The organism is Pseudomonas sp. H2_A10, from assembly GCF_054680085.1.
Genome location: NZ_CP162821.1, coordinates 4926841 through 4947728 on the forward strand (window position 1 = coordinate 4926841; position 20888 = coordinate 4947728).

Below are 20888 nucleotides of genomic sequence, written 5' to 3' on the forward strand. Positions count from 1 at the left end.
AGCACAAACGCCCAGGGGCCAACAGTGTATTGCGCGGCCCGTAATAATTCATTGATCTAGAGCTGTAGACGCCCTTCAATACACACCGCGACGGCACCACCGACCCAGATATTTTCGCCTTGGCGTTCAATGCGAATACGCCCCGCGCGCCCCAATACCGTGCCTTGGCTGACCACATAGTGCTCAGGCGCCAGTTCCTCACCCAGCAGCCATTGCGCAACGCCGGCATTCAGGCTACCGGTGGCGGGGTCTTCCGGGGCGCCGTCACCGGCGATAAACCCGCGCACTTCAAATTGCGCGTCCACGTCGTCGTGCGCCGGGTTGCAAGGGCCGATCACGCCTACCGCGAGGCCAAGCAATCGGGCGTAGTCAGGTTGCACGTCGAGTACCGCCTGGCGATCGGCCAGCATCACCGCCAGCCAACCAGCGCCGTTGTCCACCCATTGGCTGCGCACGATTGCCTGCGGCGCAAGGTTCAGCCCCTGGCGCACGCGCTCCAGCACGTCGTCTTGCACCGGGCCTGAGCGCAACAAGGGCGGCGCAATAAACGCCAGCTCGTCGCCTTGACGGCGGATATGCACCAGGCCGACTTCGCACTCCTGGATGATGACTTCGCCTTTGGGCACGCCGCCCGCTTTCAGCCACGCGTGGCAACTGCCCAGTGTCGGATGCCCGGCGAAGGGCAGTTCCTGCACAGTGGTGAAAATTCTTACCCGATAGTCAGCCCTTGGATCGCGCGGTGTCAGCAAAAACGTGGTTTCGCTGAGGTTGGTCCAATTGGCGAAGTCGGCCATCTGCTGGTCGCTGAGGCTGTCCGCCCCAAGCACCACCGCCAGCGGGTTGCCTTTGAGCGGTACGCTGCTGAAGACATCCAGTTGCTTGAAATCGAAGGTCGGCATGCTTCAGCTCGGAATATTCAGGCCACGGATCACCGCCGGTCGAGCGATAAACCCATCCAGCGCGCGCAGTACATTGGGGAAGTCGGCGATGCCCACCAGATCGCCCGATTCGTAGAAGCCGATCAGGTTGCGGATCCAGGGGAAAGTGGCGATATCGGCGATGCTGTAGTCATCGCCCATGATCCAGGTGCGCCCCAGCAGACGTTTTTCCAGCACTTGCAGCAGGCGGCGCGATTCGGCGGCGTAGCGGTCGCGCGGGCGTTTGTCTTCGTAGGCTTTGCCGGCAAATTTGTTGAAGAACCCCAGTTGGCCAAACATCGGACCGATGCCGCCCATCTGGAACATCAGCCACTGAATCGTTTCATAACGTGTCGCCGGATCTTCGGAGAGCAACTGGCTGGTTTTCTCGGCCAGGTAGATCAGGATCGCGCCGGACTCAAACAGCGCCAGCGGCCGGCCGGACGGGCCATTGGGGTCGATGATCGCGGGAATTTTGTTGTTGGGGTTCAGGGACAGAAACTCGGGGGACAACTGGTCCTGCGTGTCGAAGCTGACCTTGTGCGCCTCATAAGGCAGGCCCAATTCTTCAAGCATGATCGAAACCTTGACGCCGTTGGGCGTGGGCAGCGAGTACAGCTGCAGGCGCTCAGGGTGTTGGGCAGGCCATTTGCCGTGGATCGGAAAGTCAGCGAGTGAGTTCATCGGGCGGTCCCTGGGGCAGAAAGTACCCATCATAGTCATCTGGACGCTGTCCTGCATGGGTCATCAATACGCAATATCCGCTGGCTATTATCCCGCGAGGGCGAACCAATACGCCCTCGCGCACTCTTAAGAGCGCTCACGGTGAATGGAGGCACCTCGCTATTTCGACAGGGAACACCGCAAGACGCCCCCGGCGTCATCGGGGCCAGGCTTGTCCGCCTTAACGTGACGCACGAAGACTCGAACCGACCATGAAGATCAAGCCTCTGCGCCTTGTGCAACGCCTTAGCCACTACGCCTACATCATGCTGCCGCTGCTGCTGGTCAGCGGCGCCATGGTCGCCGCCCTCGACGCCCGTGAAAGCCGCGCCCAGCCCGTGGACGGCGTGCAAACCCTGGTATTCCTGCGCCACGGTGAAAAACCCGCCGGCGGCCTGGGCCAGCTCAATTGCCAGGGCCTGAACCGCGCAATGAACCTGGCGACGGTATTGCCGGAAAAATTCGGCAAGGCCGATTTCGTTTTCGCCGCCAACCCGACGCGCAATGTCGAGGAAGGTGAGCTGGACAACTCCTACAGCTACATTCGCCCCTTGATGACCATCAGCCCCAGCGCCATCAAGTTGGGCCTGCCGGTGAATATCAAGTTCTCGGCAAACGACACCAGCGACCTGGCTGATGAACTGGTCGAAGACAAATATCACAATGCCACCATCTACACGGCCTGGTCACACGGCTATCTGCCGGAGTTGATCAACAAAGTGGCAAGTGAAGCCTCCGGTGAAAAACACACCATCACCGACGACTGGTCCGGCAGCGACTACGACACCTTGTATGTACTGACACTGACCTGGCACAACGGCAAGGCCTCGCTGCTGAGCCGCAACTACAAACAAGGCTTGAACGACGGCGAACAGACCTGCCCGGAACCTACACAGGTGAGTGCTGACAGCTGAGAGCGTATGATGCGCCGCTATTGACTCATCTACGGATCATCACCATGTCCAACCCTGCCTCCATCCAGCCCGCCCGGGGCTGGTCATTCTGGTGCAAACCCGCGCTGTTCCTGCTGGTCGCCTGCGTCGGCCTCTACTACGTGAAATGGTCGCCCTACTACTTCAAAGCGTTTGTGGCGGCGGATAACCACAGCATCGGCGCCTCGATTCTCAATGATCAGCAAAGTTCGCCCCTGGCGGCGGCGCTGGCCTACGCCCAGGTTTACTTCCTGGCGATCTGGAAAGCGGCTGTGCTGGCGGTAATCCTCGGTTCCTTGCTGCAAGTGCTGATCCCCCGCGACTGGCTGCTGCGCCTGTTCGGCCGTGCCGGGCTGGGCTCGACCGTGCGTGGCGGGCTGTTCGCCTTGCCGGGCATGATGTGCAGTTGCTGCGCGGCACCGGTGGCGGCGGGCATGCGGCGCCAACAGGTCTCGGTGGGTGCGGCGCTGGCGTTCTGGATCGCCAACCCGGTGCTCAATCCGGCCACCCTGGTGTTCATGGGCTTTGTGCTGGGCTGGGGCTTTACCGCGTTGCGGCTGGTGGCGGGCATCGTGCTGGTGGTGGGCGTTTCGCTGGTGGCGCAGCGCATCGCACGCCCGGACCAAGTGCCGGAAGCGGCGCTGGATGCTGTGGCCGAAGTCAGCGCCGCAGAGTCCAAACCGTTCCTGACCCGCTGGTTGCGCACGCTGTGGCAACTGTTCTGGAGCACCATCCCTATCTACATCCTCGCGGTGCTGGTGCTGGGCGCGGCGCGGGTGTGGTTGTTCCCCCACGTGGACGGGGCCATGGCCAACAGCCTGGTATGGCTGGTGCCGCTGGCGATTGTCGGCACGCTGTTTGTGATTCCTACAGCAGCCGAGATCCCTATCGTACAAACCATGATGACCCTGGGCATGGGCGCCGGCCCGGCCGTGGCCTTGCTGATGACCCTGCCGAGCGTGAGCCTGCCGTCACTGCTGATGCTGCGCAAGGATTTCGATGCGCGGGTACTGGTGACGGTGGCCGGGTTGACCATGCTGGTGGGGGTGGTATGTGGGCTGATCGGCGCCGCTATCCTTTAATCAAGGCGCGCTCGCGCAGGTAAGCAATCACGGCGCCCTGCTCTCCCGCAAACTCGATACGTGCGCCTTTGCTTTCGCGCTGGAAGGCGTACATCGGGTCGTAGTACTCGCGCAATAACCCTTCGATCCAGCCGCGATGCAGCTCCACGGCGCCGCTGCGCGCCTGTTCCGCCAGGGCGTCCTGCATGATCGCGTGCAACCGCTGGAAGCGTTCGCCGCCCAAACGCTTGTGGATATTGGCCAAGCTCTGGGTCAGGCGTTCGGCAAACAACGCGTAGCCGTTTTCGCCAAACACCGCGATAAACTCGGCGCACAGGTTGATCACATAATCGCGCAGGATGCGCTCGACGCGCCCTTCAACGCTGTCTTCCAGCCATACCATCGCAAAGCCCTGCATGCCCTTGTGCAGTGGCAATGGCAGAGCGCAGCTGCCGATCATGCGGCTCTCGTCCTCGACCACGAAGCGTTCGATACCCGCCGCGCGTTTTTTCAGCAGGTCCACTGCCAGGCGGTTTTCGAAGTCGATGTTGGACGGCTGCGTCGTGGCACGCTTGCCGAAGCTGGAACCGCGATGGTTGGCGTGGCCTTCCAGGTCCAAGGCGTTGTTCAACTGGGTGAGCACCTCGGTCTTGCCGGTGCCGGTCATACCGCCCAGCAATACGAAGTCACACTGGGCCGTAGCCTGCTCGATGGTCTCCACCAGGAACGTACGCATGGCCTTGTAGCCACCGCCGACGCGCGGGTAGTCGATGCCGGCTTCGGTTTTCAGCCATTGCTGCACGATCTGCGAACGCAGCCCGCCGCGAAAGCAATACAGGTACCCGTTGGGGTTGGCCTGGGCAAACTGCGCCCACTGCTCGATACGTTCAGCCTTAGTGGCACCGGATACCAACTGATGCCCAAGCACGATGGCCGCTTGCTGGCCCTGTTGCTTGTAGCAGGTGCCGACCCGCCGACGCTCGTCATCGGTCATCAGCGGCAGGTTGACCACGCCGGGGAACGCGCCCTTGGTGAACTCGACCGGCGCGCGGGTATCCATCATCGGCCGGTCGTTGAGGAAGATGTCGCGGTAATCGGTGATGTCAGCCATCAAGCCACCTCTACCGCGTTGCTCTGTCGCTCAACCAGTACGCCAATCGGCTCCAGGCTCAGGCCCAGTTCGGCGGCCACCGCCTGGAATTGCGCGTCGCCCTCCGGGGTGACGGCGATCAACAGGCCGCCGCTGGTCTGAGGGTCGCACAGCACACGTTTGTGCAACTCCTGCAAACGCCCCAGTTTGCTGGCGTAGCTGTCGAAGTTGCGCAAGGTGCCACCGGGTACGCAGCCTTGTTCCAGGTAGTACTCGACCCCTGGCAGGCGTGGGACTCTTTCATACTCGATACGCGCAGTCAGGCCGCTGCCGTCAGCCATTTCTACCAGGTGGCCCAACAGGCCGAAGCCGGTGACGTCGGTCATCGCGGTCACGCCAGGCAGTTTGCCGAAGCGGCTGCCCGGGGTGTTGAGGGTGCACATCCAGTCACGCGCCAGGCCGATATCCGCCTCGCGCAACTTGCCCTTCTTTTCGGCGGTGGTGAGGATGCCGATGCCCAAGGGCTTGGTCAGGTAAAGCTTGCAGCCTGCAGTGGCGGTGTCGTTGCGCTTCATATGGCGCTTTTGCACGATGCCGGTCACGGCCAGGCCGAAGATCGGCTCCGGCGTGTCGATCGAATGCCCGCCCGCCAGGGGGATACCGGCGGCGTCGCACACCGCGCGACCGCCACGGATCACTTCCCGGGCGATTTGCGGCGCCAGTATGTTCACTGGCCAGCCAAGAATGGCGATGGCCATCAAGGGGTCACCGCCCATGGCATAGATGTCGCTGATGGCGTTGGTGGCGGCGATACGGCCGAAATCGAAGGGATCATCGACAATCGGCATGAAAAAGTCGGTGGTGGAGACCACGCCGCGCTCGTCGTCGATGGCGTATACCGCTGCATCGTCGCGCGAAGCGTTGCCGACCCACAGGTTGGGATCAAGGTTCTGGGCGCCGCTGCCGGCGAGGATCACTTCCAGGACCTGTGGCGAAATCTTGCAGCCACATCCCGCGCCGTGGCTGTACTGGGTAAGGCGAATCGGCTCGTTCATGGTGGACCTCAAGCTATCAAGTGCGCCGATTCTACCAGACAGCAAAAAGCCGGCTGGGCTCTTGTGAGCACAGCCGGCCTGTTTGTTTCAGCGGTTACTGGCGGGCAGCGAGCAAACGCTTGTGGCGGTTGCGCCGTGCAATGTTCAAGCACTCGATGGCCGCCGAGAAGGCCATGGCCGCATACACGTAGCCTTTAGGCACATGGGCTCCGAAGCCTTCGGCGATCAGCGTCATGCCGATCATGATCAGGAAGCCCAGGGCCAGCATCACCACGGTCGGGTTGTCGTTGATGAACTTGGCCAACGGTTCAGCCGCCACCAGCATCACGATCACCGAGGTCACCACGGCAATGATCATGATCGGCAAGTGTTCGGTCATGCCTACCGCCGTGATGATGCTGTCGATGGAGAACACCAGGTCGAGCAGCAGGATCTGCCCGATGGCCGCCGCGAAACCGATGGCCACGGTGTTACCCACTGTGGCTTTCTCTTCGGGCTCCGGGTCCATGCTGTGATGGATTTCGGTGGTGGCCTTCCATACCAGGAACAAGCCGCCGGCGATCAGGATCATGTCCTTCCACGAGAACGCTTGGCCGAACACTTCAAACACCGGCGCCGTCAGTTGCACGATAAACGCGATGGTGCTCAACAGACCCAGGCGCAATATCAACGCCATGCTGATACCGATGCGCCGTGCCTTGGCCCGGTGCTGCTCGGGCAATTTGTTGGTGAGAATCGAGATAAAGATCAGGTTATCGATGCCCAGCACGATTTCCATGACGATCAAGGTAGCCAGTGCAACCCAGGCGGTCGGGCTGGCGGCCAGTTGTAAAAGGTAATCCATGGTTCAGTCCTGACGTTGTGCTGGGAAATTAGGCTTCTTTGCTGTTCGATTCAGACGCTTGTTCTTGCTGATCGTCCTTTTTTTGCGGCGTGATCAAGCCTTGCGTCGCTTCACTCAATGCCTGCTCGGCGGCCTTGTGGGTGTCATCGATGGCTTGCTTGGCCGACTCAGTGGCTTTGCCCAGCACCTGTTGCGCACTTTTCTCGACCTGGTCGCAACCGCTGGTCATCACCAATGAAAGCGCAAGCAACGACGCCGCGCCCAGGGAATTGAGTGTCATGTTGTATTCCTCGTTAGAACCATTGGGTCCAAATAGTGGCCCCGCGATAGCGAGGCATTCTATGCAGGCGAACACTTCAGGAAAATTCGTATTTTTTTCGCTTATACTTCGGTTTTTACGAAGTGACCGCACCCATGCTCAATTACCGACAGTTGCATTACTTCTGGGTTGTGGCCAAGACCGGCAGCATCGTGCGCGCCTGTGAGCAACTGAACCTCACACCCCAGACCATCAGCGGGCAAATCAGCCTGCTGGAGCAAACCTTCGGTATCGCGCTGTTTCAACGGGTCGGCCGCCAGCTTGAACTCACAGAAGCCGGGCGCCAGGCCCTGCCCTACGCCGAGCAGATGTTCCAGACCGGCAATGAGTTGGAAGCCATGCTGCGCGCGCAACCCAATGAACAGCAGATTGTGTTTCGCGTCGGCGTCGCGGATGTGGTGCCCAAGTCCATCGTTTACCGGCTGATCGCACCGACCATGGAGTTGAGCGAGCCGATCCGTATCACCTGTCGCGAAGACAAACTCGAACGGTTATTGGCCGACCTGGCGATCCAGCGCCTGGACCTGGTGATTTCCGACAGCCCCATGCCAACGCACCTGGACATCAAGGGCTACAGCCAGAAGCTGGGCGAATGCGGCATCAGTTTTTTCGCCACCCAGGCACTGGCTGACCGCCATCGCGGCGATTTCCCACAATGCCTGCAAGGCGCGCCGTTGCTGATCCCAGGCGCAGAGACCGTGGTACGCAGCCGTTTGCAGCGCTGGTTCGCCGAGCAGCAGATCCAACCGAAAATCATCGGTGAATTCGACGACAGCGCCCTGATGCAAGCGTTTGGCCAATCCGGCAGCGGGATTTTTATCGCCCCCAGCGTGATTGCCGATGAAGTGGTGCGCCAGTACGGCGTGGCACTGATTGGCCAGACCGATGCGGTCACCGAGTCGTTCTATGCGATCTCGGTGGAGCGCAAGGTCAAGCATCCCGGCATTGTGGCGATTACCGAGGGCGCACGGCGCGAGTTGTTTACCGCCCTGCCCTGACCGGTCAGGCGCTGGACGCGACCGGTTGTCTGGCAGTCATCAACCATAGCGCCAGCAGGATCGACACCAGGATAAACCCGGATGCGGCAAACCCCAGGCTGCCCAGGCCAAAAGTGTCGATCACATGCCCGCCGACCAACGCCCCCAGACCAATGCCCAGGTTGCCCCCGGCAATGCTCAGCGACGCGGCAAAGGCCGGGGCATGGGGCGCGGCCTTCATCAGTCGCACATGGCTGACCAGAAACATCGCGGCCTGGGTCACGCCCCACACGGCCATTGCCGCCGCCAGGCCGGCGCTGGAGTGAATCGCCGGCACCAGCGCCACCATGCCCGCGATCATGAACCCGCAGAACACCATGGACGCAGCCCGGCCTGGGCGCGGGTGACCGAATGCCGCACAGGTCGGGCCGTTAGCAGCGGCATGCTAGACTCCGCGCCCTGTTTCTTACAGAACATTCCGCCCGTACTGCTGCGTCCTATTAAAAAAACTAGAGACAACTGTTTATGACTGCTGCCCCCACCCTGTTACAACGACTGATGCGCGTCAGCCTGGTCACCCAAATCGTCATCGGCCTGATCGCCGGGATTCTGCTGGCCCTGCTCCTGCCCGAGGCCGCCAGGGCTACCGGTTTTATTGGCAAGGTGTTTGTTACGGCGTTGAAAGCTGTGGCGCCGATCCTGGTGTTTGTGTTGGTGATGGCGTCGATTGCCAACCATAAGCACGGCCAGGAAACCCATATCAAACCGATTCTGTTCCTGTACTTGCTAGGCACCTTTGCCGCAGCCGTCGTGGCGGTGGTTGCCAGCATGTGGTTTCCGTCGTCGCTGGTACTCGCCAGCCATGACGTCACCGTCAGCGCGCCGGGCGGCATCGGCGAGGTGCTGCAAAGCCTGCTGCTGAGCGTGGTGGACAACCCGGTGAGCGCACTGATGAACGCCAACTTCATCGGCATCCTGGCCTGGGCCATCGGTATGGGCATCGCCATTCGCCATGCGGGCGCTGCCACCCGCACCGTGCTGGACGATTTGTCCAACGGCGTGACCCTGATCGTACGTGTGGTGATCCGCTTTGCGCCGCTGGGTATCTTCGGCCTGGTCGCGTCGACCCTGGCCACCTCCGGCTTCGGCGCGCTGCTCGGCTACGCGCACCTGCTGGTGGTACTGATCGGTTGCATGCTGTTCGTGGCACTGGTGGTCAACCCGGCGATCGTGTTCTGGAAGCTGCGTCGCAATCCCTACCCACTGGTGCTGATGTGCCTGCGTGAAAGCGGTATTACCGCGTTCTTCACCCGCAGTTCGGCGGCGAACATCCCGGTGAACCTGGCCTTGAGCAAGCGCCTGGGCCTGCATGAAGACACTTATTCAGTGTCGATTCCACTGGGGGCCACCATCAACATGGCCGGGGCCGCGATCACCATCACGGTATTGACGCTGGCGGCCGTGCACACCCTGGGCATCAACGTTGACCTGCCCACCGCCGTGCTGCTGAGTGTGGTCGCCGCCGTTTGTGCCTGCGGCGCCTCGGGCGTGGCCGGCGGCTCGCTGCTGCTGATCCCCCTGGCCTGCAGCCTGTTCGGTATTCCAAGTGAAATCGCCATGCAGGTCGTGGCTGTCGGTTTCATCATCGGTGTGTTGCAGGATTCTGCGGAAACCGCACTCAACTCCTCCACCGACGTGCTGTTCACCGCTGCCGCGTGCCTGGGCAAGGAAGAACAACCGGCCTGAATAATCCCCCGATAAAAGCCCGGTACGTTCCCGCCAAGAAACGACCGGGCGTTTTGGTTTTACGGGCCGTCAGGCACTGGAACTTTCAACGCGAAACCCCTCAAGCGGCACGCCATACCTTTTCTTGCTTTTAGGATCGTATGCGAACCACTTACCCAGCACCTCGTCAAATTTTGCGGTGATTTTTGATGTATCGCCGAGGGTGTAGGTGCCTACCGCAATACCCTCCTGTTTATCCTGATAAGCCCGATTTACACCGCGGTTGGTGGAGACTGCCTTCCAAGAAAAAGTGCCTTTGCCCAGCAATGACTGATGCAGTGGCAACCCCCTGCTGACAATTGCCTTGCCTCCCGCAAACGGATTGGCCGCACTGACGGCTGCGCGTGCCAGTATGCCGCCGGCCTTTTTCACCTGGCCCCCCAGGCCTGCAATTTTACCGGCGGCGAAATAGCCACCTAACGCAAAGCCAAAAACGTCGAAGCCCAAAAATGCGAGCCCGCCGCTGACGTCGCCTTTTTGGAAACGATCGATGGCCGATGCAAAAGGCACCAAGGCTCGGGTGACTGCCTGGATTTTTTCAAACTCCGTCACTTCACTGTCAAAGGTGGTAAAGCCCCTCGCCGCCTTGACCAGCTCATTGCGCTCGCCTGGTTTGAAGAGGTTATTGAGGACCGTATCAGCAATATATTGGGTCCTTGCAGAGTTGAAGGTCTGCACGAGCGCTGGAGATTCGTCCCGCGCTTTGCGTTGCTCAGCCTCAGCCCCCTGCGCCTTGATTTCCCGTATCGACTTGTTGCGCCCCAAATGCACCCACTCACCTTGTCGACCTGGCTTAAGATCGGGCGACAGATCCGTTCGCTTACGCACAAACCCTTGCTGGGGATTCACCTCGTACACGGTTTTACGCCCTTGGTAGGTTGTCACGAACAGGAGCGAGCGGTTGTCGTCGGGCTGCCGACTCTCGTAGGAAAACTGTTCGACCCGGTTTGCAAAGTGGCTGGTACGCGTCACATCTTCTTCGGCATAGACACTCAATTCACCGTATTCCAAGGCTTTCTTATCATCCTCAGGCAGTAGCGACATTAAATGTTTGATCGCAACGTCCGCGCCCCCCTTAAGCCCGGCGTAGTAATCCGTGACGTTTTTTTCGAACACTTCGTTAATCGGCGCAAGACGGTAGAACGCCTCTGAAATTTGCTCAAAAGGGACGGTTGAGTCCTGCGAATACCCGCGTGTGTGTTTGGGCCTGTCGAGATAGAGGTCCAGCATCGAATAAGGTCCGAGCAAATCCCGTTCCCTCTCAGCAGGCATCAGTACTTTTTTTTCGAAGTCTATGTCGCCGTAGGCCTTGAAGTGCGCCTTTAGAGTTGCGAGCGCCAACTCTTTTCGGGTGGCTAACTGCTTACGGGACGCTTGCGAGGCTTTTTTCAACGTATCGAAGCGCTCACCGGCCAGGGCACTGGCACGTTCGATCTCTTCGGCCGAGTAATTATTGTCAGGCCGCTTCTCGATGGCACCGTCCGCCACCGCCCAATGGATCAACCCCTCCCGCCCAGCCAATGCCTCGACGTTTTTTTCTTCGGCAGAAATCGGACCAAGGTCGTCCTTGAGCAATTGCTCGTAGGATTTACCTGCCGTGGAGCCGGGGGCACGGTATTCGGCCTTGGCGACAATAGACTTCAGGCTGACCCAGGCAGGCGAGCCATAAGACACGTCATCCGGAATATCCTTGACCAGTAATTCGGGCGCATGGTGTGACAACAGCAGGTAGGCGGCAACCGGAGCATTTTTGCCGTAAGACCGACGCAGATGTTCAGTCAGACCATGAGCGACCACAGACAGTGGCTTACCCCAATGCTCACGTTGCGACAGGTCGAACCCAGCCAGCCTGTTCTTTTCTTCCGGGTGCCAGAACGCCTGCGGATTCAAGCCGATCTGCAAAGCGGAGAGCGCCCACTCCTGCGCGCTGCCAGCCCCCTGAAACTGGGCTCGCAGCGCTTCACCCAGCGCCTGTGCGGCGGGGGTTTTCAACAGTTTCGTTATCGCATCGCGCGGATTTTGCAGATCCGCCTCGGACCAGTTGACGGTTTGACTCAGAAACCCGAACGCCGTTTGGCTCAACTTCAGCGACTTGAACTCGGGCAATTCAAATGTGTTGTAGTTAACCGCGTCGTAAATTCGCTGCTGTTGTGCCCGATCAAGCGGAATGGGCCACGACAACCCGCCGCCCAGATCACCGTGCGGCGGTCGGGAGACCTGACGACGGAACAGCACTTGGCCCATGTTTTTAAGTTCGGCCAGATCGACGGGGCGATCCCAACCTTGCCCCTCCATGAATTGTAAAAGGCTCACGGACTGCCCCGCCTTCGGCTGGTTATCCACGTGAAACCCGGAACGCGGGTCCAGCTTGAACGGTTGATTTCGCAAAAAAGTCGCCAACCCCTCTGCATGGTCGTAGGGCGCGCGGCTTCGGCGCGAGTGAATAATCGCCTGCTCATCGAGATAGGCCGGTGCCTTGACTATCGCCGCCACCAACGCATCCCTGAACCTGAGCAGGTCGCGTTTATCGGCAATAAGGCTTTTATGGGCGTTGAGTGCCTGTTCGGACCTCGCTTCTCCCGCACCCGCGGTCGCAAATCCGCCGTGCTGTTGCAGTTGCTGAGCACGCTGACCATCTTTGAGCGGGTCGTCGTGGAACGTTTCGCCATAGAACTGCGCCACCATGGAAACCGGCACACTGTCGGCATACACGGCCTTGCGCGTAATCCCGTTGGGCGCCAAAGCGTGAGCGGCAGTCAGAATCGCTTGGGATACCTGCGCCCACCCCGAGTCGTCATCGAGAGAGAACCTGCATTGCTCGCCGTTTTTATTCCACGCCTGCAGCTCCCCCGGTTGAGGGACGGAGCGTCACCAAGGATAGGTGAAGTCCGTTCGCGTTAAACCATGTCAAAAAGTCTTTGTCTTCTAACGCCGCACGTAATTGCGCGCGCCACTGGCCGAAGCTGGAGTTAAGCGCAATGTCCGTGATGTCCCCAGCGCGCCAAGGAGGCAGTGTGCTTTCTTCGAGGGCCTTTGCGTATTTGGCCGCCAATTCACTGTTGCCCTGATCGCGTAATGAGGACCGATGGGCGCCCGCCTGCGTCGATGAGCCGTCTTGCGCCACCTCGCGCCGGCTGCGCGTCTTTGGCTCAAGTGGGTTATTCGGGGCTGGTTGCGGTAGGACACAAGCTTGCGAAGGTGCGGCAGCGGGCGCCGACTGGAGGGTATTTATCATTAAGCCTTTCGCCTCTAAAGCGTTAGATGAGTGAAGTGGGTACCTCCCTTGAGTGTGTCCGCTGACGCATCGGTTGCCCGCAATTGTGTAACGCCCTGCGAACAGCAGCAGGTCAAACACCCGCACACAAAAAAGCCCGGAATCGCCCATTCAAGGGCGGTTCCGGGCTTTTTCAGCGCCTGGGTTTAGAAAGCGCCCATGTAATCACGCTTGCCCACTTCCACGCCATTGTGACGCAGCAAGGCGTAGGTGGTAGTGACATGGAAGAAGAACTGCGGCAGGCCGTAGGTCAGCAGGTAGGATTGGCCGCTGAAGCGCTTCTCTTTAGGCGTGCCCTGGCGAGTGATGATCTCGATGCCTTCCTTGCCGTCGATCTGTGCTGGCGTGATGGTATCGACGAATGCCAGGACCTTGGCGATCAGCGCTTGCAGCTCGGCGAAGGTCACTTCGTTGTCTTCGTATTTCGGCACTTCGATTTCAGCCAGGCGGGCGGATACGCCCTTGGCGAAGTCGACGGCGATCTGCACCTGGCGCACCAGCGGGAACATGTCGGGGAACAGGCGCGCCTGCAGCAAGGCATTAGGCTCGATGTTTTTGGCGCCCGCGTGGGCTTCGGCTTTGTTCAGCACATCGCTCAGGGCGTTGAGCATCTGCTTGAAGACTGGGACGGAGGCGGCGTACAGGGAAATAGTCATGACAGTCTCATCGGTAATGGCAGGGTAGGAACCAGCGGCGATTATAGCCATGCCTGCCGCTTGTCTTTTATTTTTTCAGGATTAGGCTAGTGGGCTTCACAGCATAGGGAACGCGCGATGACCGCCGAGCACGACACCGACACCCCTGAGCCGCGCCTGAACAGCACGGAAATCCGCGTCCTGGGCTGCCTGATCGAAAAACAGGCGACCCATCCGGAAACCTACCCCCTGACCCTTAACGCGCTGGTACTGGCCTCGCAACCAGAAAACCAGCCGCGAGCCGGTGATGAACCTCAGCCAAGGCCAGGTTGGCCAAAGCCTGCGTGTACTCGAAGGCCAAGGCTTTACCCGCCTGGTGATGGGCAGCCGCGCCGATCGCTGGGAACATCGCGTGGACAAGGCACTGGAGCTGGTGCCGGCGCAGGTCATCCTGATTGGGCTGCTGTTTTTGCGCGGCCCGCAGACCGTCAACGAGCTGCTGACCCGCAGCGGGCGCATGCATGATTTCGAAGATGCCGAGCAAGTGGTTCATCAGCTCGAACGCCTGATCGCGCGCGGGCTGGCGCTGCTGGTACCGCGCCAGGCGGGGCAGCGGGAAGACCGCTACACCCATGCGCTGGGCGACCCGGCGGATATCGAGGCGATTATCGCGGCGCGAGCAAGCCCGGTGGAGCGCGGGGCTGGAGTGTCTGTGGACCGGATTGAAGAACTGGAAGCACGCATTGCGGCGCTGGAAGAACGCCTGGCGCAGTTGGAACAGGCGTAATACAGGCAAAATGGGCGGTGCGACGATTCGAATTGCTCCGATAGCGGTGTTTCAGACATATGAGCATTGACTGACCCTCTGCTATCGGGAGCAAGCCCCCTCCCACATTTGATCACCAGTGCCCTTCAGCTTCGGGCAAATGCCACGGCTTTTTCGAACTGTGCCTGGGTTGGTCGCACACCGGTGTAAAGCACAAACTGCTCCAGCGCCTGGATCGCAATCACTTCCAGCCCGGTAATCACCCGCTTGCCCTTGGCCCGCCCCCGCACAATCAACGGTGTTTCGGCGGGGATTGCCACCACATCGAACACTGTTTCGGCTTTATCGATAGCATCGGCCTCGAACGCCAACGCATCGGCCTCAGGCCCACCGGTCATGCCAATCGGTGTCACGTTGACCAACATCCGTGGGCGCAACCCGCCAAGGTCGGCCTGCCATTCATACCCCAGGTTCTGCGCCAATCGGCGCCCCGCCGCCTCGTTGCGCGCCACGATCACACCGTTGGCATAACCGCCGTCACGCAAGGCACTGGCCACGGCCTTGGCCATGCCGCCGCTGCCGCGCAGGGCGAAGGTCGAGTCCTTGGGCACCGCATGCGTCTTGAGCAGTTGCTCGACCGCAATGTAGTCCGTGTTATAGGCCTTGAGGTGGCCGTTGGTGTTGACGATGGTGTTCAGTGAGTCAATCGCTTGAACCGAAGCGTCGAGTTCGTCCACTAAGGCAATGGCAGCCTCTTTGAACGGCATGGACACCCCGCAACCCCGAACCCCCAAAGCCCGGATACCGCCGATCGCGCCGGGCAAATCCTGGCTGCTGAAGGCCTTATAGTAAAAATTCAGACCCAGCTGTTCATACAGGTGGTTATGAAATCGCAGGCCGAAATTGCCAGGGCGGGCGGACAGCGACATGCACAGTTGGGTGTCCTTGTTGGGGTGCATCTGCATGGAAAACTCCTTTGAGTAAGCAAATCGGTACAGACCTTACACAACCTTTACTTAGCGGCTGTGCTGTTTTTCAGAAATACGTTGTCTTAAAAGTATCCCCGCGACGTTACTTGAGTCTATTGACTGCAGACCACAAGCGCAGGGGCTAATCGAGGAATGACCATGAATCGTAAAATCCCCAAGATCGCCTTGCTTATCGGTGCACTCGCCATGGCAGGCCAAGCCTCCGCCCACGGCGGTGGATGGGCGGGTCCGGCCGCCTTGGGTGCGTTGGTCGGCGCCGCCGTGGTGGGCTCCGTGGTTGCCAGCCAACCTCGTGAGGTGTACGTGCAACAGCCCGTGTATGTACAACCGCAGCCGGTGTACGCCGCGCCACCGCCGGTGTACTACGCCCCGCCACCACCGGTGTATGTACAACAGCAGGTCTATTACCGCCCGGCGCCGGTTTATTACGGCCCGCCACATGGCTACTACTATGGCCCTCCTCACGGCTACTACCGTCGCGGCTGGTAAACCCCTGGTGTCACGTGCGAAACAGGCCTCGCCCCCGTGCGAGGCCTTTTTTTGCGCGCAAAGTCCGGATTTATCGCGTCAAGGTCGCTATAAGGACAATGGTGCCGACGCCAATCCCACAGGATAAGGCCCAAAGTCTACTTGCTCGACAGGGGCCAGCGCTGTCATGTTTGTGTCACGCCGCACTCCCACTATCGATCCTGTCCACTCAATAACAACAAGGACGACTGACCATGCCCACACAAAACCCGCACCGCACCGCTGGCCTCTGCACGTCCAGCAAGGTTTACAGCGCACTCACCGAACTCAAGCACTTGGAAGGCCACCGCAGCGCGAAATTCCTGGCGTTGCTGGCAGAAAACCTGGTGCGCAAGGGCCTGCTCAACGAGCAGGAAGTGGTGAGCATGCTCGATCAGGTGGTCGACTGACACGTTGCGTTGATGTCGACTATCGAGCCAGGTGATTTTTCCTTGGCCGCCTGGCCTCGTAAGGTGACCTCCATAGCGATTGGAGGTATCTATGCCCACTGTTCAAATCATGTCTGTCATCGGCAGCGCCGTCCCCGCCCCGCTTCGCGCGTTGGGAGTGCTTGCCTGCTGGTACCTGGTAAGCGACGGCGAGGCCATCAGTGGCCCCCTCACGTCGCTGTCCGCCGCCGAAAAACAGCTGCAGCAAGCGTCGAGCTTCAGGCTTGACGCCTGAGACTCAAGGCAGTGGCAGCTTGACCCGCGGCTTGCTTTCGACAAACAGCGCCCAACTGGACATGAACAGCGCCGCCACCAGCGGCCCGATCACGAACCCGTTGAGGCCGAACACCGATAAACCGCCCAGGGTCGAGATAAGGATCAAGTAGTCCGGCATCTTGGTGTCTTTGCCCACCAGGATCGGACGCAGCACGTTATCCACCAGCCCGATCACAAACACGCCAAACAGGCCCAGCACCACGCCCTGCCAGATCGAACCGCTGAGCAGGAAGTACGCGGCCACCGGCCCCCACACCAGCCCAGCCCCCACCGCCGGCAGCAGCGACAGAAACGCCATCAACACCGCCCAGAGCAACGCGCTGGGAATGTCCAGGAACCAGAAGATCAAACCGCCCAGCGCGCCCTGGGTCACGGCTACCAGCACGTTGCCCTTGACCGTGGCGCGCACTACCCGGTTGAACTTGAGCTGTAGACGACGCTTCTGTGGTTCGGCCAGCGGTACCGCCGTGCGCACTTTGCGCACCAGTTCCGGGCCGTCGCGCAGCAGGAAGAACAGCAAATACAGCATGATGAAAAAGCTCACCAGGAAATCAAACGTCCCCTGGCCGAAGCTGAACGCCTGGGTGGCAAAGAACTGGCTGCCCTGCATCGCGCTCTTGACGATCTTCTCACGCAGCCCTTCCAGGTTGCCCATGCCAAAGCGGTCCAGCAGATGCTGGAAGTACGGCGGCAGAAAGTGCTTGAACTGCTCGATATAACCGGCCACGTCGAGCTTGCCGCTCTCGATGTTCTTGTAGAGCGCCGCGCCCTCTTGCACCAGCAAGGCGCTGGTGATGATCACCGGCAGAATCGCAATCACCAGGCACACCATCAAGGTGGTCAGGGACAACAGGTTGCGGTTCCAGCCGAGGCGTTGCTGCAGGCGGCGCTGCATCGGCGCAAAGATGATGCCCAGGATCACCGCCCAGAACACCGCGCCGTAAAACGGCAGCAATATCCAGATAAACGCGATAGTCACCAGGACCAGCAACAACAGCAGGGTCTTGAATTGCAGAGTGGTTTGATTCATGTCCGGTCCATGTCAGAAAGCTCGGCGCGCGTGCGCCCTGCTGCTTAGTCCGTTGCAAATCCTGTGAGTGCCATCTTTGTTGCGGTAAGCGTAGACCCAGATCAATAACCCCTTCGGCGCCGCCCGGTACCCTCGCGCCCTTTTGCGGTCCGATTTGCCATGCCTCTGCTCCTTAGCCCTGAACTGTTGGCCCCCGCCGGCACCCTGAAAAACATGCGCTACGCCTTCGCCTACGGTGCCGATGCGGTATACGCCGGCCAGCCGCGCTACAGCTTGCGCGTGCGCAATAACGAGTTCGACCACGCCAACCTGGCCCTCGGCATCGACGAAGCCCATGCGCAAGGCAAGCGCTTTTACGTGGTGGTGAACATCGCGCCGCACAATGCCAAGCTCAAGACCTTTCTCAAAGACCTGGCCCCGGTGATCGCCATGGGCCCGGATGCGCTGATCATGTCCGACCCGGGGCTGATCATGCTGGTGCGCCGACACTTCCCACAGATGCCGATTCACTTGTCGGTACAGGCCAATACCGTGAACTGGGCCAGCGTCGAGTTCTGGCAGCAGCAAGGGATTTGCCGGGTGATCCTGTCGCGGGAGCTGTCCCTGGAAGAGATCGGCGAAATCCGCCAGCAGGTGCCGGCCATGGAGCTGGAGGTGTTTGTGCATGGCGCCTTGTGCATGGCCTATTCCGGCCGCTGCCTGCTGTCGGGGTATATGAACAAGCGCGACGCCAACCAAGGCAGTTGCACCAACGCCTGCCGCTGGAAATACCAGGCCACGCCGGCGGTGGAAAACACCACGGGGGAGATCGTCCAGGCGTATCAGCCGACCCTGGGGATTGGCACGCCGACCGACCAGGTGTTTGTGCTGCAGGAAGCCAACCGCCCCGACGAGCACATGCCCGCCTTCGAAGACGAGCACGGCACCTACATCATGAACGCCAAGGATTTGCGCGCGGTGCAGCATGTTGAGCGTTTGACCCACATGGGCGTGCATTCGCTGAAGATCGAAGGTCGCACCAAGTCGCACTTCTATTGCGCGCGCACCACCCAGGTGTATCGCCGGGCCATCGATGACGCCGTGGCCGGTCGCGCGTTCGACCGCAACTTGATGACAGACCTCGAATCCCTGGCCCAACGCGGCTACACCGAAGGCTTCCTGCGCCGCCATGTGCACGACGAGTACCAGAACTACCAGAACGGCAGCTCGGTGTCCGAGCGCCAGCAGTTTGTCGGCGAGTTAACCGGCGAGCGCCGGGGCGAATTGGCCGAGGTCAAGGTGAAGAACCGTTTTGCCGTGGGGGATCACTTGGAATTGATGACGCCCGCCGGCAACCTCCACTTTGACCTGGACACCTTGCACAACAGCAAGGGCCAAGCCATTGACGTGGCGCCGGGGGACGGGCACACGGTGTACGTGCACGTTCCGGCGCAGATGGACCTGCGTTTTGGCCTGCTGATGCGTGACGTGTAAACACTGTTGGGGCGAGCAAGCTTCCTCGCCACAGGGTCAGATCTTGAATTGCCCCACCAGTTGTCCGAGCCGCTGGCCAAGGTCGGCCAGGCTGCGCGAGGTCTGCGCGCTCAACTGCGTCTCATCGGCCACGTTGTCCACCGCCACGGCAATCTGATGCACGCTGCGGTTGATCTCTTCGGCGACGGCGGTCTGCTCTTCGGCGGCGCTGGCAATTTGCGCGTTCATCGAGTTGATGGTGCCGATCAACTGGGCCATGGTGTCCAGCGACGCCCCAGCTTGGTTGGCCTGGGCGGAGGTGCCGTCGCCGGCATCACTGGAGCGGCGCATCGCGTCCACGGCGGCCACCGTGCCGGTTTGCAGGCGGTCGATCATGCCCTGGATTTCCTGGGTGCTGGTCTGCGTGCGGCTGGCCAGGGCGCGCACTTCGTCGGCGACCACCGCAAAACCACGGCCGGCCTCCCCTGCCCGCGCGGCCTCGATCGCCGCGTTGAGGGCCAACAGGTTGGTCTGTTCGGCAATCGAACGGATCACGCTGAGCACACTGACAATCGATGACACATCCTGCTGCAAGCTGTCGAGGGACACGCCGCTGCTGCGGATGTCATTCACCAGCGCATGGATCTGCGCAATGCTGCCGTCCACCACGCGCTTGGCGGCCTGGCCTTCGGCGTCGGTCTGTTGTGCCGCCACGGAGGCGCCTTGCGCACTGCGCGCAACTTCCTGGGCCGCAGACGACATCTGGTTAATGGCGGTGGCCACTTGGTCGGTTTCGTGACGCTGGCGCTCCATGGCCTGCTCGGAACGCTGGCCTGGTCGGACACCTGGCTGACCAGCCCGGTCAGTTGCGCGGTCATGTCAGTGATCTGGCGTACCAGGCCGTGGATCTTGTCGACAAACCGGTTGAACGCCCCCGCGAGGTCGCCCAACTCATCCTGGCTGGTGATCGCCAGGCGGCGGGTCAAATCGCCCTCACCGGCGGCGATGTCATCCAGGTTGGCTTTCATCAAGTGCAACGGACGCAGGATGGTATTGGCCAGCACCATGCCCACGGCGGCAATCACCAGCAACACCACCACGGCCACGCCGAGGATGCTCAGCAACACACCCTCCATGCGTTTTTCCACCTTGGCTTCGACCACCGCCACCTGGGCTTCGATGCCATCGAGGTTCACCGAGGTACCGATGACCATGTCCCATTTAGGCAGGTATTCGGTGTAGCCCATCTTGGGCACCAGTTCGGTCTGGCCAGGCTGGGTCGAGCTGTATTGCAGGTAGTGAGTGCCGTCCTTGCCGACCTTGACCAGGTCGCGGTTGACGTACACACCGTTGGGGTCGCGATTGTCCTTGAAGCTCTTGCCCACGCCGTCCGGGCTGTTGCCCTTGAACAGGCGAATGGTCTCGGAGTCGTAGCCGAAGAAGTAACCGTCCTTGCCGTAGCTGGTGTTGGAGAGCAACTTCACCACCTCTGCCCGCGCCGCCGTATCACCGGGAGCGGCGGCGTCGTAGAGCGGTTTGACAGTGCTCATGGCCACTTCCACATAACTTTGCAGGGTGGCCTTGGCGTTGTTGAGCAGGCGCTCGCGGGTTTCAGCCACCTCGTTGCGTGCCTGGCCCTGGAGAATCCACACGGTGGTCAGGCTGATCACCAGGGCAAACAGCAACACCGGGACGACGGCGAGGGACAGGACTTTGGCCTTCAGACTCAGACGCATGACTTTTCTCTCTTATTAAGCGGCTTGAGAGGTTATCGGCCAATTACCCTGATTCTGTAGGACAACACGCA

General features: G+C 60.5%; 20 protein-coding genes and 2 pseudogenes. 9 read left to right on the forward strand and 13 right to left on the reverse strand.

Features of this window, described 5'->3' with window-relative positions:
• Positions 1-56 precede the first annotated feature (56 nt).
• Together AB4O23_RS22770 and AB4O23_RS22775 are read right to left on the reverse strand one after the other, a co-directional pair.
• Positions 57-899, reverse strand: coding sequence for a PhzF family phenazine biosynthesis protein (locus AB4O23_RS22770; RefSeq protein ID WP_068931632.1), 843 nt, complete (start codon positions 897-899; stop codon positions 57-59).
• Positions 900-902: 3 nt separating this feature from the next.
• Entirely contained in the window at positions 903-1601 is a 699-nt protein-coding gene (locus AB4O23_RS22775; RefSeq protein WP_460069117.1) for a glutathione S-transferase N-terminal domain-containing protein, read from the reverse strand.
• A 251-nt stretch (positions 1602-1852) separates the two neighbouring features.
• On the opposite strand from AB4O23_RS22775, the gene AB4O23_RS22780 reads away from it, so the two are divergent.
• Both AB4O23_RS22780 and AB4O23_RS22785 read left to right on the forward strand, forming a co-directional pair.
• The gene (locus tag AB4O23_RS22780; RefSeq protein ID WP_017526771.1) at positions 1853-2554 is read left to right on the forward strand and encodes a hypothetical protein; all 702 of its coding nucleotides are present in this window, start codon (positions 1853-1855) and stop codon (positions 2552-2554) included.
• A 44-nt stretch (positions 2555-2598) separates the two neighbouring features.
• Entirely contained in the window at positions 2599-3654 is a 1056-nt protein-coding gene (locus AB4O23_RS22785) for a permease (protein WP_068931631.1), read from the forward strand.
• Here the strand turns inward: AB4O23_RS22785 and mnmH are convergent.
• The 4 genes from mnmH to AB4O23_RS22805 form a co-directional block, all read right to left on the reverse strand.
• The gene (gene mnmH, locus AB4O23_RS22790; protein WP_026067177.1) at positions 3644-4747 is read right to left on the reverse strand and encodes a tRNA 2-selenouridine(34) synthase MnmH; all 1104 of its coding nucleotides are present in this window, start codon (positions 4745-4747) and stop codon (positions 3644-3646) included. The two genes, AB4O23_RS22785 and mnmH, sit on opposite strands and share 11 nt — an antisense overlap.
• Positions 4744-5778, reverse strand: coding sequence for a selenide, water dikinase SelD (gene selD / locus AB4O23_RS22795; RefSeq protein WP_065876545.1), 1035 nt, complete (start codon positions 5776-5778; stop codon positions 4744-4746). Before selD ends, mnmH begins: the two co-directional genes overlap by 4 nt.
• A gap of 94 nt (positions 5779-5872) precedes the next feature.
• A complete protein-coding gene (locus AB4O23_RS22800; protein ID WP_017526767.1) occupies positions 5873-6622 on the reverse strand; it encodes a TerC family protein in 750 nt (249 codons plus the stop codon).
• A gap of 28 nt (positions 6623-6650) precedes the next feature.
• Positions 6651-6902, reverse strand: a complete 252-nt coding sequence (locus AB4O23_RS22805) for a hypothetical protein (RefSeq protein WP_017526766.1) — start codon at positions 6900-6902, stop codon at positions 6651-6653.
• A 134-nt stretch (positions 6903-7036) separates the two neighbouring features.
• On the opposite strand from AB4O23_RS22805, the gene nhaR reads away from it, so the two are divergent.
• Positions 7037-7939, forward strand: a complete 903-nt coding sequence (gene nhaR / locus AB4O23_RS22810; RefSeq protein ID WP_017526765.1) for a transcriptional activator NhaR — start codon at positions 7037-7039, stop codon at positions 7937-7939.
• Positions 7940-7943: 4 nt separating this feature from the next.
• Here the strand turns inward: nhaR and AB4O23_RS22815 are convergent.
• Positions 7944-8303, reverse strand: a pseudogene (locus AB4O23_RS22815) (MFS transporter); the annotation flags it as partial.
• A 140-nt stretch (positions 8304-8443) separates the two neighbouring features.
• Here AB4O23_RS22815 and sstT point away from each other — a divergent pair.
• Entirely contained in the window at positions 8444-9664 is a 1221-nt protein-coding gene (gene sstT, locus AB4O23_RS22820; RefSeq protein ID WP_065876544.1) for a serine/threonine transporter SstT, read from the forward strand.
• A 69-nt stretch (positions 9665-9733) separates the two neighbouring features.
• Here sstT and AB4O23_RS22825 read toward each other — a convergent pair whose 3' ends face one another.
• Both AB4O23_RS22825 and AB4O23_RS22830 read right to left on the reverse strand, forming a co-directional pair.
• Positions 9734-12415, reverse strand: coding sequence for a hypothetical protein (locus AB4O23_RS22825; RefSeq protein ID WP_460060700.1), 2682 nt, complete (start codon positions 12413-12415; stop codon positions 9734-9736).
• 708 nt (positions 12416-13123) lie between these two features.
• Positions 13124-13633, reverse strand: a complete 510-nt coding sequence (locus AB4O23_RS22830; RefSeq protein ID WP_065876542.1) for a DUF1993 domain-containing protein — start codon at positions 13631-13633, stop codon at positions 13124-13126.
• Between the two features lie 117 nt (positions 13634-13750).
• Here AB4O23_RS22830 and AB4O23_RS22835 point away from each other — a divergent pair.
• Positions 13751-14399: pseudogene (locus AB4O23_RS22835) on the forward strand (YceH family protein).
• A gap of 125 nt (positions 14400-14524) precedes the next feature.
• Here the strand turns inward: AB4O23_RS22835 and AB4O23_RS22840 are convergent.
• Positions 14525-15343 (reverse strand): shikimate 5-dehydrogenase, encoded by an 819-nt coding sequence (locus AB4O23_RS22840; RefSeq protein WP_065876540.1) that lies wholly within the window; start codon positions 15341-15343, stop codon positions 14525-14527.
• Positions 15344-15499: 156 nt separating this feature from the next.
• Between AB4O23_RS22840 and AB4O23_RS22845 the strand changes: the two genes are divergently transcribed.
• From AB4O23_RS22845 to AB4O23_RS22855, 3 genes are all read left to right on the forward strand, one after another.
• Entirely contained in the window at positions 15500-15856 is a 357-nt protein-coding gene (locus AB4O23_RS22845) for a hypothetical protein (RefSeq protein WP_017526758.1), read from the forward strand.
• 233 nt (positions 15857-16089) lie between these two features.
• A complete protein-coding gene (locus AB4O23_RS22850) occupies positions 16090-16284 on the forward strand; it encodes a hypothetical protein (protein ID WP_003173044.1) in 195 nt (64 codons plus the stop codon).
• A gap of 91 nt (positions 16285-16375) precedes the next feature.
• Positions 16376-16558 (forward strand): hypothetical protein, encoded by a 183-nt coding sequence (locus AB4O23_RS22855; protein ID WP_017526757.1) that lies wholly within the window; start codon positions 16376-16378, stop codon positions 16556-16558.
• A 3-nt stretch (positions 16559-16561) separates the two neighbouring features.
• Here AB4O23_RS22855 and AB4O23_RS22860 read toward each other — a convergent pair whose 3' ends face one another.
• Complete coding sequence (locus tag AB4O23_RS22860; protein WP_065876538.1) at positions 16562-17629, reverse strand: AI-2E family transporter; 1068 nt, start codon at positions 17627-17629, stop codon at positions 16562-16564.
• Between the two features lie 159 nt (positions 17630-17788).
• Between AB4O23_RS22860 and trhP the strand changes: the two genes are divergently transcribed.
• Positions 17789-19102 (forward strand): prephenate-dependent tRNA uridine(34) hydroxylase TrhP, encoded by a 1314-nt coding sequence (trhP, locus tag AB4O23_RS22865; protein ID WP_017526755.1) that lies wholly within the window; start codon positions 17789-17791, stop codon positions 19100-19102.
• A 36-nt stretch (positions 19103-19138) separates the two neighbouring features.
• Here the strand turns inward: trhP and AB4O23_RS22870 are convergent, their stop codons facing one another.
• Together AB4O23_RS22870 and AB4O23_RS22875 are read right to left on the reverse strand one after the other, a co-directional pair.
• Entirely contained in the window at positions 19139-19795 is a 657-nt protein-coding gene (locus AB4O23_RS22870; RefSeq protein ID WP_460060708.1) for a methyl-accepting chemotaxis protein, read from the reverse strand.
• Positions 19711-20817, reverse strand: a complete 1107-nt coding sequence (locus AB4O23_RS22875; protein ID WP_460060711.1) for a cache domain-containing protein — start codon at positions 20815-20817, stop codon at positions 19711-19713. The genes AB4O23_RS22870 and AB4O23_RS22875 overlap by 85 nt, the downstream gene beginning before the upstream one ends.
• Between the last annotated feature and the right edge of the window lie 71 nt (positions 20818-20888).

Coding starts and splice junctions, on each gene's coding strand:
- AB4O23_RS22850 (WP_003173044.1), top strand. CDS start 16,090: ATGCCCACACAAAACCCGCACCGCACCGCTGGCCTCTGCACGTCCAGC.
- trhP (WP_017526755.1), top strand. CDS start 17,789: ATGCCTCTGCTCCTTAGCCCTGAACTGTTGGCCCCCGCCGGCACCCTG.
- AB4O23_RS22855 (WP_017526757.1), top strand. CDS start 16,376: ATGCCCACTGTTCAAATCATGTCTGTCATCGGCAGCGCCGTCCCCGCC.
- AB4O23_RS22875 (WP_460060711.1), bottom strand. CDS start 20,817: ATGCGTCTGAGTCTGAAGGCCAAAGTCCTGTCCCTCGCCGTCGTCCCG.
- AB4O23_RS22845 (WP_017526758.1), top strand. CDS start 15,500: ATGACCATGAATCGTAAAATCCCCAAGATCGCCTTGCTTATCGGTGCA.
- AB4O23_RS22830 (WP_065876542.1), bottom strand. CDS start 13,633: ATGACTATTTCCCTGTACGCCGCCTCCGTCCCAGTCTTCAAGCAGATG.
- AB4O23_RS22840 (WP_065876540.1), bottom strand. CDS start 15,343: ATGCAGATGCACCCCAACAAGGACACCCAACTGTGCATGTCGCTGTCC.
- AB4O23_RS22770 (WP_068931632.1), bottom strand. CDS start 899: ATGCCGACCTTCGATTTCAAGCAACTGGATGTCTTCAGCAGCGTACCG.
- AB4O23_RS22775 (WP_460069117.1), bottom strand. CDS start 1,601: ATGAACTCACTCGCTGACTTTCCGATCCACGGCAAATGGCCTGCCCAA.
- AB4O23_RS22785 (WP_068931631.1), top strand. CDS start 2,599: ATGTCCAACCCTGCCTCCATCCAGCCCGCCCGGGGCTGGTCATTCTGG.
- AB4O23_RS22860 (WP_065876538.1), bottom strand. CDS start 17,629: ATGAATCAAACCACTCTGCAATTCAAGACCCTGCTGTTGTTGCTGGTC.
- AB4O23_RS22780 (WP_017526771.1), top strand. CDS start 1,853: ATGAAGATCAAGCCTCTGCGCCTTGTGCAACGCCTTAGCCACTACGCC.
- AB4O23_RS22800 (WP_017526767.1), bottom strand. CDS start 6,622: ATGGATTACCTTTTACAACTGGCCGCCAGCCCGACCGCCTGGGTTGCA.
- nhaR (WP_017526765.1), top strand. CDS start 7,037: ATGCTCAATTACCGACAGTTGCATTACTTCTGGGTTGTGGCCAAGACC.
- sstT (WP_065876544.1), top strand. CDS start 8,444: ATGACTGCTGCCCCCACCCTGTTACAACGACTGATGCGCGTCAGCCTG.
- AB4O23_RS22805 (WP_017526766.1), bottom strand. CDS start 6,902: ATGACACTCAATTCCCTGGGCGCGGCGTCGTTGCTTGCGCTTTCATTG.
- selD (WP_065876545.1), bottom strand. CDS start 5,778: ATGAACGAGCCGATTCGCCTTACCCAGTACAGCCACGGCGCGGGATGT.